The organism is Tardiphaga sp. (genome assembly GCF_041424195.1).
Classification (GTDB): domain Bacteria; phylum Pseudomonadota; class Alphaproteobacteria; order Rhizobiales; family Xanthobacteraceae; genus Tardiphaga.
On sequence record NZ_JBGMOE010000013.1, the window covers coordinates 117,111 to 129,022 of the forward strand.

The window sequence follows — 11,912 nt, forward strand, 5'->3', positions numbered from 1 at the left end:
TGCGTCAATCAAATGACGCTCCTGAAGCCGGACTCATAGCACGCAATTTCGACGGACGCGCGATATCAGCAGTCCAACGTCGTCTGCCGCTCCCACTCGGTGAGCTGACGGCAGTGCTCATTCCAGTCGCTATGCTTGAGCTTGAGGTATGACCCGACCACGACCGCGCCGAGCTGCGCCTTCAACACCTCGGATGCTTCGAGCGCGCGGAGCGCGTCGAGCAGGTTCAGCGGCAGTTGCTTCACCTTCGTGGTCGCGTCGCGCTCGGTATACATGTTGATGTCGAGCCGCGGACCGGGATCGCGGCTGTTGGCCATGCCGTCGAGACCGGCGGCAAGTAGAGCGGCCGGCAGGAGATACGGATTCACGGCACCATCGGGCAGCCGGAATTCAAAACGCCCGGCATCGGGAATGCGGATCATATGCGTGCGATTGTTGCCACCATGGGTCACGGTGTTCGGCGACCAGGTCGCGCCGGACAATGTACGCGGCGCATTAATGCGCTTGTAGGAATTCACCGTGGGATTGGTAATGGCGCAGACAGCTTCGGCTGAGTGCACGAGACCGCCGATGAAGTGATAGGCGGTCTTCGACAAGCCCAGCTCGCCGTTCTCATCCTCGAAGACATTCGAACCATCCTTGGTCGACCACAGCGACGCGTGGACGTGACAGCCATTACCGGTGAGATTGGCGAAGGGCTTCGGCATGAAGGTGGCCTTGTAGCCGTGCTTCTCTGCAATCGACTTCACCATGAATTTGAAGAAGGCGTGCCGATCGGCGGTCTTGAGCGCGGTGTCGAATTCCCAGTTCATCTCGAACTGGCCGTTGGCGTCTTCGTGGTCGTTTTGATAGGGCTTCCAGCCCAGCGAAATCATCGCGTCGCAGATCTCGGCGACGATCTCGTAGCGGCGCATCAGCGCCTGCTGGTCGTAACACGGCTTGGCCTGCTGATCGGCGGGATCGGAAATCGCGCTGCCATCCGGCGAGATCAGGAAGTATTCACATTCGACGCCGGTCTTGAGTTCGACGCCCTGCTCGGCGGCCTTGGCTATCAGGCCCTTCAAAACCTGGCGCGGGTTCTGCGCGACCGGCTTGCCGCCCATATAGAGATCGCCGGTGACCCAGGCGACGCCGGGCTTCCACGGCAGCAGCGTCAGCGTCTCCTTATCCGGCATGACGAGGACATCCGGATCGGCCGGCGTCATGTCGAACCACGCGGCGAAACCGGCAAAGCCCGCGCCGGATTTCGCGACACTATCCATCGCTGTCGCCGGCACCAGCTTGGCGCGCATGCCGCCGAACAGGTCGACGAAGGCGACGAGGAAGTATTTGAGGTCGTGTTGTTTGGCTAGTTCGGTCCAGGTCGTCATTGACATCTCCGAAAGTAAACCAGCCATTACGGCCTGTTAGATATTGCTGCCGGGAATCCAGTTCGTTCCGGCGAGAGGGACCCTCGCCATAGCCGCCGACTCCATTGTCAGCGCCACCAGATCTTCCGGTTCGAGATTGTGGACGTGGCTCTTGCCGCAGGCGCGTGCGATGGTCTGCGCTTCCAGCGTCATCACCGAGAGATAGTTGGCGAGCTTGCGGCCCGCGATGACGGGATCGAGGCGCGCTGCGAGCAGCGGGTCCTGCGTGGTGATGCCGGCAGGATCGCGCCCTTCATGCCAGTCGTCATAGGCGCCTGCCGTGGTGCCAAGCTTCTGGTATTCAGCTTCGAGCGCCGGATCGTTATCGCCGAGTGCGATCAATGCCGCCGTGCCGATCGCCACGGCGTCGGCACCAAGCGCAAGACACTTGGCCACATCGGCACCGTTGCGGACGCCGCCGGAGACGATGAGCTGCACCTTGCGATGCATGCCCAGATCCTGCAGCGCCTTCACGGCCGGCGGGATCGCGCACATAGTGGGAAGCCCGACATTCTCGATAAACACATCCTGCGTCGCAGCCGTGCCGCCCTGCATGCCGTCGAGCACGATGGCGTCGGCGCCGGACTTCACCGCAAGCGCGATGTCGTAATACGGGCGAGATGCACCGACCTTCACATAGATCGGGATCTGCCAGTCGGTGATCTCGCGCAATTCCTGGATCTTGATCTCCAGATCGTCAGGGCCGGTCCAGTCCGGGTGCCGGCACGCCGAGCGCTGGTCGATCCCGACCGGCAAACGGCGCATGCCAGCAACGCGCTCGGTAATCTTCTGGCCGAGCAGCATGCCGCCGCCGCCGGGCTTGGCGCCCTGGCCGACCACAACTTCGATCGCATCGGCCTTGCGCAGGTCGTCCGGGTTCATGCCGTAACGCGACGGCAGCACCTGATAGACCAGCAGATCGGAATGACCACGTTCTTCCGGCGTCATGCCGCCGTCGCCCGTGGTGGTTGAGGTGCCAACCGCCGATGCCCCACGGCCGAGCGCTTCCTTAGCGGGCCCCGACAGCGCACCAAAGCTCATGCCGGCGATGGTGATCGGAATCTTCAGATGAATCGGCTTCTTGGCGAAGCGTGCGCCGATCACGACATCCGTGGCGCATTTCTCGCGGTAGCCTTCCAGCGGATAGCGGCTGATCGAGGCGCCGAGAAACAAGAGGTCGTCGAAATGCGGCAGCTTGCGCTTCGCGCCGGCGCCGCGAATGTCATAAATGCCGGTCGCCGCGGCACGGCGGATTTCCGCAATCGCAGCGTCATCGAAGGTCGCGGACTTGCGCGGCGGCGTGTGGATCCAGCGGTCTTGCGCGCTCATCAGTATGATCCGACGTTGTCGATGTGGAAGTGATAGAGCTTGCGCGCCGAGCCGTAGCGCTTGAACTCGTCGGGGCTGACGCCTTCGACGCCCGCCTCATCCAGCAGCTTCTTCAGCTCAACCTTGTGTTCGTCCCTGAGCGGTTTCTCGATGCAATCCGCACCAAGGCTCGTGACCGTGCCGCGCACGAAGAGCTGCGCTTCATAAATGGAGTCGCCGAGCGCCTCGCCGGCATCGCCGAGCACCACGAGCTTGCCGGCCTGCGCCATGAAGGCGGAGAGATGGCCGACCGAGCCCTTCACGACGATATCGATCCCCTTCATCGAAATGCCGCAGCGCGCGGATGCATTGCCGTCGATCACCAGCAGACCACCATTGCCGCTGGCGCCCGCCGCCTGCGAGGCATCGCCGGTGACATGGACCCGCCCGGACATCATGTTCTCGGCAACGCCCTGCCCGGCATTGCCGCGCACGGTGACGCGCGCCTGCTTATTCATGCCGGCACAGTAATAACCGACATGTCCATCGATATCGATCTCGACCGGGAAATCGAGACCCACGGCGATATTATGCTGGCCGCGCGGGTTGCTGACGGTCCAATGCGTCTCGTTGGTGTTGGGCGTCAGCGCATGCAGCGCGCTGTTGAGGTCGCGCAGCGGCGACGAAGCGAGATCGACCGCGGGCATCAGTGCCGCTCCCACAGATAGACGCGGGCCGGCTCAGGCTCCCAGACTTTTGCACCATCGATGCCCGGCAGATCGACAAGCGCCCGATACTCGGTACCGAACGCAACCCAGCGATCCGTCTCGGCCATTACGGCTGGCTTGCAGGCGATGGGATCGCGCAACACGCCGAAGCCGGTCTCTGTGCCGATCACGAATGTATAGAAGCCGTCCAGCGCGGACAGCGACGAGGTCATGGCATCCTGCAGCGACGCACCGGCGGCCATCTGCGACGAGATATAGCCGGCGGCAACTTCGGAATCGTTTTCGGTGCGGAACGTCATGCCCTGTCGGATCAGTTCGCGGCGGACATCGTTGTGGTTCGACAGCGAGCCGTTATGCACGAGGCATTGATCGGTGCCCGTGGTGAAGGGATGCGCGCCATTGGTGGTCACCGCCGACTCCGTCGCCATGCGGGTGTGGCCGACGGCATGGGTGCCAGCCATCGAGTCCAGGCCGAAACGTCTGGCAACGTCGGCGGGCAGCCCGACTTCCTTGAACACGGCCATGCGCTTGCCGCGCGCGACCATATCGACATCCTTGGTGCCCACAAGCGCGGCGACCACCGCAGCCTCTTTCGCAACCGGAATGCTGACGACAGCATGCGTGTCATGCACCTGATAGGACAGTGGCGCACCGGCACCTTTGCTGAGTGTCGCCATCAGGCCGGCGAAATCGAATGATGGCGCGGCGCGCAGCGTCAACTTGATCTGGCCGGCTTCGCCATCGCCATAAACCGCGAAGCCCGCGGAATCCGGACCGCGATCGCTCAGCGCTTCGAGCATGCCGGACAGCAGGCCGCCGAGCTCCGGTGCGAGCTTGGTATCTTTCAGAAACAAACCGGCTATGCCGCACATGGCTCGCGTCTCGCGTGTTGAACTCGGAGCAAAGCTTGCCCGAAACAAAACCGTCATGTCAACCACAGAGAAAATAGTTTTCCTGACAGGAAATATCGCTATTGTCGGGAAATCAACGCATGCAGGAAACGCCCCCGTGAAAGCGAAAGCCAAATATCCGACAAAGCCAAAATCATCGACCGCGCGGCCAAAGCCGGAGGACTTGCGCACCGGCTCGAATGCGCCGCTGGAAGCCGGTGGCTCGCTGGAATCCAAGATCGGCAACGAGGTGCGCCAGCTCCGCAAAGATCTGGAGCTGACGGTGGCCGAACTCAGCACGTCGGCGGGCATCTCCACCGGCATGCTGTCGAAGATCGAGACCGGCAGCATCTCGGCATCGCTGGGAACGCTGAACGCATTGTCAAAGGCGTTGAACGTTCCAATCAGTCGTTTTTTCCGCGAGACCGAAGAGCAGCGCGACTGCTCCTTCGTGAAGGCAGGTGCCGGCGTGAAGATCGAACGCCGCGGCACCAAGTCCGGCCACAACTATCAACTGCTGGGACATTCGATCGGCGACCTCGGCGTCGAGCCCTATCTGATCACGCTCAACGAGGACGCCGAAGCCTATAGTAACTTCCGCCATGCGGGGGTCGAGATGATCTACATGCTGACAGGCAAGGTGCGTTATCGCCATGCCGACCAGACCTATCTGATGGAGCCCGGCGACACGCTATTCTTCGACGCTGCCGCGCGGCACGGGCCGGAAGAACTGGTGAAGGCGCCGATGACTTATTTGTCGGTGATCATTTATCCGCGGAGAAGTTGAGCGATCGAGAGCCGCTCTCTCTTAACCTCGCCCCGCTCGCGGGGAGAGGTCGGTTTGCGAGCGAAGCGAGAAAAACGGGTGAGGGGGAGCTAGTGTTTCACTCGCTAACTCCCCCTCACCCGAAGCCTCGCTAACGCTTCGGCTTCGACCTCTCCCCGCATGCGGGGAGAGGTTAAGATCGGAGCTAGCGTTTGCGCTCCGTCTTCGCCATCCGATCCTGCGACGGCGCCACGTCGAACGCTCGCCGATACACCCGCGCGAAGTGGCTGGCGCTGGCGAAGCCGCATTCCGCACCGACCTCGACCACCGGCATGCCGGTCTGACGCAACAGTGCCCGCGCCTTGGCGAGGCGCAGCGTCAGGTAATGCTGCTCGATGGTGACACCGAGATGCGTGGTGAACAGCCGCTCGAGCTGGCGCACGGAGACGCCCGCAGCTTTAGCGAGTTCATCGCGCGGCGCGGGACTGGCCAGCCGACGCTCCATCACCGTGATGGCCGACAGCACGGCGCGATTGCTGGTGCCTAGACGTTCGCGCAGGGAAATGCGCTGGCTGTCGTCGCCGAGCCGTACGGCCGTCTGCAGGAACCAGTCGCTGACTTTCGCCGCGAGCGCCTGACCGTGATCCCGCCGAATGATCGCGTGCATCATGTCCAGCGCCGCAACGCCGCCGGCGCAGGTCAGCCGGTTGCGGTCGATCTCGAACAAAGTGCGTGTCGGCTCGATATCCGGAAACGCTTCGATGAAGGCGTCGAGATGTTCCCAGTGGATCGTGCAGCGCATGCCATCAAGAATGCCGGCCTTGGCCAGAATGAACGGCCCACCTGACACGCCGCCAATCGCGCAGCCCGAGCGCGCGAGGCGGCGCAGCCACGCCAGCGTCTTGGCATCATCGAAACTCGCGGGATTGCCCCCGGCGCACACCAGCACCGTGTCGTAACGCACGTTGTCAGCGATGGTGTGGTCCGACGCCACGGACAGTCCGCTCGACGCCAGGACCGCATCCGCGCCGGTGGAAATATGCAGCCACTGATAGAGTTTCTTGCCCGCCAGGACATTGGCCGCGCGCAGCGGCTCGATCGCCGACGCAAAGGACATCAGCGCGAAGCCGTCGATCAGGAGGAAACCGACACGGTGAGGCTGGGCCATAAGTTCTGGGACTCAATATCCGCATCCGCGCCGGTTCAGATCATGAAGGCTTGGGCGTTAGGCCCACTCGCCCTTGCGGAACACAGGCACGCGGCGGCCATCGCTGTGGACGCCGTCGATGTCGATCTCGCCGGAGCCGATCATCCAGTCAATATGGATGAAGCTCTTGTTGCCACCCTGCGCCGCGATCTGCTCGGGCGTGAGGTCGTCGCCATTGACGAAGCACTTCGAATAGCACTGGCCGAGTGCGATGTGGCAGGCGGCATTCTCGTCGAACAGCGTGTTGTAGAACAGCAATCCGCTGGCCGAGATCGGCGACGAATGCGGCACCAGCGCCACTTCGCCGAGCCGGCGCGCGCCTTCGTCGGTGTCGAGCACCTTGTTGAGTACTTCCTCGCCGCGTGAGGCCTTGGCCTCGACGATCTTGCCGTCCTCGAAGCGCACCGCAATGTCGTCGATCAGCGTGCCCTGATAGGATAGCGGCTTGGTCGAACGCACATGGCCATTGACGCGCGCGGCATGCGGCGTGGTGAAGACTTCCTCGGTCGGAATATTGGCATTGCAGATGATGCCATTCTTGGCGGTCGATGCGCCGCCTTCCCACTCGTGACCATCGGCAAGACCCACCACGAGATCGGTGCCCGGTCCGGTGAAATGCAGCGCATGGAATCGCTGGCCGTTCAGCCATGCGGTGCGGCTGCGCAGCGCGGCATTGTGGCTCGCCCAGGCGGCAATGGGATCGGCGTTGTCGACGCGGGATGCAGCGAAGATCGCATCCGCAAGCTTCTGCACCGCAACGTCGTCCTCATCACCGGGAAACACCTGCTTGGCCCAGGACAGCGTGGGATAGGCAATGATGTTCCAGTTGGTGTCGAAGCCTGCGATCTTCTGCAGCGCGGGCTGATAGGCGATGGAATTGGCCTTGCTGGCACGCGAGACCTTGGCGGGGTCTTCGTTGGACAGCAGCATCGGATTGTCGCCGACGATGGCGAGGCGCGCGGTGTTGTTGCCGAGGGCCTTGGCCATGCCCTCATAAAGCCAGCCGGCGGCGCGGTCGAACGACAGATCATGGCCGTAGCGATAGCGCGCCAGCGTCATCTCTTCATCGGAGAAAAACGGCGTCACCAGACCTGCACCGGCCTTGTAGGCGTGCTCGGCAATCTTGCGTACCAGCGGCAGTGCGGCGGCGGGGCCGGTCAGCAGCAGATCCTGCCCGGGCGCCAGTTGCAGCCCGACTTTCACGGCGACTTCGGCCAGACGGTCGAGCTTCACGGGATCGATAGGAGTGGACAGATTGCGCTGATGAACGGTCATGCAGAGGCCCTGACTGGTGTGGAAGTCGCTGGACCGAATGTAGGCGCAGATGCGCCTTGCCGCCAGCCGGTCCGCTACAGGACTTGCCGGCGCCTATGACGGCGCGGACTGCGGAACGAGGGCCCGGTAATGGGCCAGCGCGTAAAGCCTGATTGCCGAGGACAGGTTGTTCTGTTGGCGGTTCTTGTCGATCTCCCCCACGAGCTGCGACATCGTCATCCGGCGTATCCCGGCGATCTCCTTCAGGGCCGTCCAGAATGCCTCTTCGAGGCTGACGCTCGTCTTGTGTCCGGCGACAACTATCGATCGCTTTACGACGGGTGATTTCACCGCGCCTTCTCCATTTCCGCCCAGTGGTCGCTTTACTTTCGAGACAGCTTATACGGATTGGAACTGGCGGCAACAGATCAGATGATCCGACCTTAGACGAGTATGCATCGCGCAACCTTATGACCGAAATACAACCTCTGCGGTAAAAATTGCCACCTTGTTTTCGCGGCGCACATTGAGCAAAAGCAACATGGCGCACGACTCCGCATCAGAATTTCCCGACCGACTCGATGAACTCAACCACGCTCGCACTCCCCGACACCCAGCACGCCGCCGATCAGATCAATCGCTGGACGCGGGAGTACGCCGCATTTGCACTGCTGATCGAGCAGGCCGACAGCGCAAGCTCTGCGCTGCAGCAGTTTGCAGCGATTAGCCGCATGCATGGCCAGAACGACATCGCCATCGAAGCGCTGCTTGCCGCGCTTGTCCTGATGCCGACCGATATTGTCGCCTGGCGTGAGCTTGCGTCGGACTACCAGTTGAGCGGGCGCGACGAACTGGCTGAAGCATGCGCGCGGCGGGCACTCGCCATCGATCCGGACCACGCGACGACATGGCTGCAATATGCGAGCCTCGCCTACCGGCTGCAGCGTATCGACGATGCTGAAGCCGCCTATCTGCGCGCCCTGTCGGGCGATGCCACGCTGGGCGACGCTCATCTCGGCCTGGGCGTGCTATATCTCGGCTCCCGCCGTCCCGAGCACGCCATCACCCATCTGCAACACGCGCTATCCTGGGGCGGCATCGAGGGGGTCACGCATCTTTGCCTCGGACAGGCCTTCTACATGGCCGGCCGGTTCGGCGAGAGCGCCGATGCCTTGGCAATGGCAAACCGTTTTGTGCCGCTGGAAGGCGTGACGCTGCGTCTCTACGCCCGTGCGCGTACCTTTGCTTCGATGCTGGAGGGCGACATTCAGGGCGCTATCGTCCGCTACCCGACGCTTGCGGGACCGGAGACCGAACCGCTGGACGAGGTCTTGCGCACCGCGTTCGCGTTGTTCAGCGCCTACGGCATGCACGAAGCCGCTGCCACGGTCGGACGCATGCGACTGGAAAGCCAGCCGGACGATCCCGTGCAGCGCTACTTGCTGGATGCCGTCGGTGGACAAACACATGACCGCGCACCGGCATCCTATGTCGAAGCGCATTTCGACGAATTCGCCGAGGGCTTCGACAGCAAGCTTGTGGACGTTCTCGGCTACAAGGTGCCGCAGCAACTCGCCGACATGATTGCCTCCTGCCAGCCGACACTTGCGACCATCCTCGATCTCGGCTGCGGAACGGGGCTGGCTGCAGAGCCACTCGGGCGATTCGGCGCACGGCTGACCGGCATCGACCTGTCGGAGAAGATGCTCGCCGTCGCCGCTCGGCGGAACGCCTATCACGATCTTATCAAGGCCGATGTCATGAGCTATCTCGCGGATAGCCCGCGAAGCTTCGATCTGGTCTTCGCTGCCGATCTTCTGATCTATCTCGGCCGGCTGGACGAACTCATCGGCCTGATTGCGCAGGTGCTGCCTGCGGGCGGCCTGTTCGCAGCGAGCATCGAGCGCGCGGGCCACGGCGACTTCACATTGCTCTCGTCAGGCAGGTTCGCACATAGTGAAACATATTTCGAAGCCTGCGCCGCAAAGCCCTTCGAGATCGTGCGCAAGGAGAATTCCGAGCTGCGTCTGGAAGCCGGGCGCCCTGCCCTCGGTACGCTCTACGTGCTGCGTCGCCGTGACCGGCCGAATACGGAGAGCGACCAGCTTACCACCACGACGAGCAGCGCGAGCAGACAACGAAGGACAAATGACCTTTTCACGGCTCCAAGGTCGTAGATCCTGCCCTGATCGAAAAGTGCAGCCTGTTCACGACTTCGCCAGCGAGCCAGTCGATATGGTTAGAGCGCCGTGTTCCGTTGCTGATCGACCGGGTAGGCGGCGAAATACCCACTGCGCGACAGGCGTTGCCTTACATTGCGGCGTCAACACGTCGAAGCTTGTTCCAGAAAAGCCCGGCAGGTCCCTCTCCACTTGCCGCGCCAGAAGGTAGCGATGGCGGCAGCCATCGAATGGTCACCGCCATTACTCTCGGTGGAGATTAAACCTCCAGCTTGTCTCCACCCTTCAGATCGAGAATCTCACGCGCCTCGTCAGGGGTGGCAATCTCGAGGCCCAGCCCTTCGACGATCTTGCGGGCAAGCGTGACCTGCTCGGCATTGGACGAAGCCATGCGGCCGGGCGCCGCCCACAGCGAGTCTTCCAGGCCGACGCGGATATTTCCGCCCATGGCCGCGGCCATCGCTGCGATCGGCAGCTGATTGCGGCCGGCACCGAGCACTGACCATACGTATTTGTCACCGAACAGGCGATCCGCCGTTCGCTTCATGTGCAGCACATCCTCCGGGTGCGCACCGGTGCCGCCCTGCAGGCCGAACACCGTCTGGATAAACAATGGCGGCTTCACCAGCCCCTGGTCGAGGAAGTAGGCCAGGTTATAGAGATGCGCGGTGTCGTAGCATTCGAACTCGAAGCGCGTGCCGGTCTCGGCCAGCGTCTTCAGCACATATTCGATGTCCTGAAACGTGTTGCGGAACACGATGTCCTTGTTCTGCAGGTGCTTCAATTCCCAGTCATGATCGAATTTCTTGAAGCGGTTCAGCATCCCGAAGAAGCCGAAATTCATCGAGCCCATGTTGAGCGACGCGACTTCCGGCTTGTAGACCGCAGCAGGCCGTACACGCTCGTCCACCGTCATGGTCGGAGCGCCACCGGTGGTCAGATTGATCACCGCATTGGTGCGCTGCTTGATGATCTTCAGGAATGGCGCAAAGGCCTCTGGACTTTGATCGGGTTGCCCGGTCTTCGGGTTGCGTGCGTGCAGATGCACGATGGCGGCGCCCGCTTCCGCCGCATCCACGGCAGCATCGGCGATTTCCTGCGGCGTCACCGGGAGCGCCTTGGACATCGAGGGTGTATGAATGGCGCCCGTTACGGCACAGGTGATAATGACTTTGCGGCTCATGTCAGTCTCCGTCTTGCTGTTGAGAGATCGTGTGGTCAGGATTTGCCGCCCTGCGCGGCCTTATGGGCTGCCAGTGCCGCGAGGCGTTCGTTACGTTGCTGCGTCAGCGCAGCAATTCTGTCCGGCGAGGGCTGATGCGGCCAGGCCGCGATCACCCGGTCGACGTTGGGACTCTCATAGACGTCCGGCCCCGCCGCGGTTGCTGCCAGTTCCTTGTAGAAGCCGGTATAGCGCGCGCAGTAATCGGGGATACCGCCGGGCGCATTGAGCTCGATGGTCTCCAGCGGCCCGAGGAACGACCAGCGCAGGCCGAGGCCGTCTTTCACAGTGTGATCGAGATCCTCTGCAGAGACGTAGCCTTCACCGACCAGGCGAAACGCTTCCGCCAGCAAGGCGCCCTGCAGGCGATTGAGGATGAAACCGTTGATCTCGCGGTTGACGGTGATCGGCACCTGCCCGATCTCGCGATAGATCTCGCGTGCGCGGTCGATGGCCTCCTGCGAGGTCCAGGATGCGCCGCACAGTTCGACCAGCGGCACCAGATGCGGCGGGTTGACGGGATGGCCGACGAGGCAGCGCGCGCGGCCCGGAAGCGCTTCCGTGAAGCGAGAGGCGACGATGGCCGAGGTGGAGGATGCAAGCAGTGCATCCGGAGGCGCAAGACGATCAAGCTCAGCGAAAATGGCGATCTTCTGTTCGACATTTTCGGGGCCGTTCTCCTGCACGAAGGCAACGTCCTTCACGGCGTCGGCCAAGCTACCTGCAATCGAGATCCGTCCAGCAGCTCCGTCGGGATCACTGGCCAGTCCGTGGCGGGCGAGCGAATGCAGTTCATCGCGAATGAGCCCGGGCGCAGCATCCAGCGTCGGACGATGAGGATCCGTCAGCCGCACGGTCCATCCTGCGCGCGCGAAAATCGCGGCCCAGGCGCGTCCGATCAAGCCAACGCCGACGATCCCTACATGTCGATTGTTCAGTGTCATTGAT

At 62.5% G+C, this 11,912-nt stretch carries 11 protein-coding genes; 2 read left to right on the forward strand and 9 right to left on the reverse strand.

Annotated features, from left to right (window positions below; translation table 11 throughout):
- Positions 1 to 65: 65 nt before the first annotated feature.
- The 4 genes from glnT to ACEK02_RS02245 are packed head-to-tail and all read right to left on the reverse strand — an operon-like array spanning position 66 to position 4,317.
- Positions 66 to 1,370, reverse strand: a complete 1,305-nt coding sequence (gene glnT / locus ACEK02_RS02230; protein ID WP_371420174.1) for a type III glutamate--ammonia ligase — start codon at positions 1,368 to 1,370, stop codon at positions 66 to 68.
- 36 nt (positions 1,371 to 1,406) lie between these two features.
- Positions 1,407 to 2,738, reverse strand: a complete 1,332-nt coding sequence (locus tag ACEK02_RS02235; RefSeq protein WP_371420175.1) for an FMN-binding glutamate synthase family protein — start codon at positions 2,736 to 2,738, stop codon at positions 1,407 to 1,409.
- Positions 2,738 to 3,424, reverse strand: a complete 687-nt coding sequence (locus ACEK02_RS02240; protein WP_371420176.1) for a protein glxC — start codon at positions 3,422 to 3,424, stop codon at positions 2,738 to 2,740. The genes ACEK02_RS02235 and ACEK02_RS02240 overlap by 1 nt, the downstream gene beginning before the upstream one ends.
- Entirely contained in the window at positions 3,424 to 4,317 is an 894-nt protein-coding gene (locus tag ACEK02_RS02245) for a glutamine amidotransferase family protein (protein ID WP_371420177.1), read from the reverse strand. The genes ACEK02_RS02240 and ACEK02_RS02245 overlap by 1 nt, the downstream gene beginning before the upstream one ends.
- 136 nt (positions 4,318 to 4,453) lie before the next feature.
- Between ACEK02_RS02245 and ACEK02_RS02250 the strand changes: the two genes are divergently transcribed.
- Positions 4,454 to 5,122 (forward strand): helix-turn-helix domain-containing protein, encoded by a 669-nt coding sequence (locus tag ACEK02_RS02250; RefSeq protein ID WP_371420178.1) that lies wholly within the window; start codon positions 4,454 to 4,456, stop codon positions 5,120 to 5,122.
- Positions 5,123 to 5,306: 184 nt separating this feature from the next.
- On the opposite strand, the gene ACEK02_RS02255 is transcribed toward ACEK02_RS02250, so the two are convergent.
- The 3 genes from ACEK02_RS02255 to ACEK02_RS02265 form a co-directional block, all read right to left on the reverse strand.
- The gene (locus ACEK02_RS02255; RefSeq protein WP_371420179.1) at positions 5,307 to 6,269 is read right to left on the reverse strand and encodes a GlxA family transcriptional regulator; all 963 of its coding nucleotides are present in this window, start codon (positions 6,267 to 6,269) and stop codon (positions 5,307 to 5,309) included.
- A gap of 57 nt (positions 6,270 to 6,326) precedes the next feature.
- Positions 6,327 to 7,583: an aminopeptidase gene (locus ACEK02_RS02260; protein ID WP_371420180.1), complete on the reverse strand. Its 1,257-nt coding sequence runs from the start codon at positions 7,581 to 7,583 to the stop codon at positions 6,327 to 6,329.
- Positions 7,584 to 7,676: 93 nt separating this feature from the next.
- Positions 7,677 to 7,913 carry a ribbon-helix-helix domain-containing protein gene (locus ACEK02_RS02265; protein ID WP_371420181.1) on the reverse strand — a complete coding sequence of 79 codons (237 nt, stop codon included), beginning with the start codon at positions 7,911 to 7,913 and terminating at the stop codon, positions 7,677 to 7,679.
- A 230-nt stretch (positions 7,914 to 8,143) separates the two neighbouring features.
- On the opposite strand from ACEK02_RS02265, the gene ACEK02_RS02270 reads away from it, so the two are divergent.
- Positions 8,144 to 9,739, forward strand: a complete 1,596-nt coding sequence (locus tag ACEK02_RS02270; RefSeq protein WP_371420182.1) for a methyltransferase domain-containing protein — start codon at positions 8,144 to 8,146, stop codon at positions 9,737 to 9,739.
- Between the two features lie 262 nt (positions 9,740 to 10,001).
- On the opposite strand, the gene ACEK02_RS02275 is transcribed toward ACEK02_RS02270, so the two are convergent.
- Together ACEK02_RS02275 and ACEK02_RS02280 are read right to left on the reverse strand one after the other, a co-directional pair.
- Positions 10,002 to 10,925, reverse strand: a complete 924-nt coding sequence (locus ACEK02_RS02275) for a 3-keto-5-aminohexanoate cleavage protein (RefSeq protein WP_371420183.1) — start codon at positions 10,923 to 10,925, stop codon at positions 10,002 to 10,004.
- A 35-nt stretch (positions 10,926 to 10,960) separates the two neighbouring features.
- On the reverse strand, positions 10,961 to 11,908 hold the full coding sequence (locus tag ACEK02_RS02280; protein ID WP_371420184.1) for a 3-hydroxyacyl-CoA dehydrogenase: 948 nt from the start codon (positions 11,906 to 11,908) through the stop codon (positions 10,961 to 10,963).
- Positions 11,909 to 11,912: the final 4 nt, after the last annotated feature.

Excerpts from the sequence above, each read along its gene's own strand:
- glnT (WP_371420174.1), bottom strand. The coding sequence starts at position 1,370 with ATGACGACCTGGACCGAACTAGCCAAACAACACGACCTCAAATACTTC.
- ACEK02_RS02235 (WP_371420175.1), bottom strand. The coding sequence starts at position 2,738 with ATGAGCGCGCAAGACCGCTGGATCCACACGCCGCCGCGCAAGTCCGCG.
- ACEK02_RS02240 (WP_371420176.1), bottom strand. The coding sequence starts at position 3,424 with ATGCCCGCGGTCGATCTCGCTTCGTCGCCGCTGCGCGACCTCAACAGC.
- ACEK02_RS02245 (WP_371420177.1), bottom strand. The coding sequence starts at position 4,317 with ATGTGCGGCATAGCCGGTTTGTTTCTGAAAGATACCAAGCTCGCACCG.
- ACEK02_RS02255 (WP_371420179.1), bottom strand. The coding sequence starts at position 6,269 with ATGGCCCAGCCTCACCGTGTCGGTTTCCTCCTGATCGACGGCTTCGCG.
- ACEK02_RS02260 (WP_371420180.1), bottom strand. The coding sequence starts at position 7,583 with ATGACCGTTCATCAGCGCAATCTGTCCACTCCTATCGATCCCGTGAAG.
- ACEK02_RS02270 (WP_371420182.1), top strand. The coding sequence starts at position 8,144 with ATGAACTCAACCACGCTCGCACTCCCCGACACCCAGCACGCCGCCGAT.
- ACEK02_RS02275 (WP_371420183.1), bottom strand. The coding sequence starts at position 10,925 with ATGAGCCGCAAAGTCATTATCACCTGTGCCGTAACGGGCGCCATTCAT.
- ACEK02_RS02280 (WP_371420184.1), bottom strand. The coding sequence starts at position 11,908 with ATGACACTGAACAATCGACATGTAGGGATCGTCGGCGTTGGCTTGATC.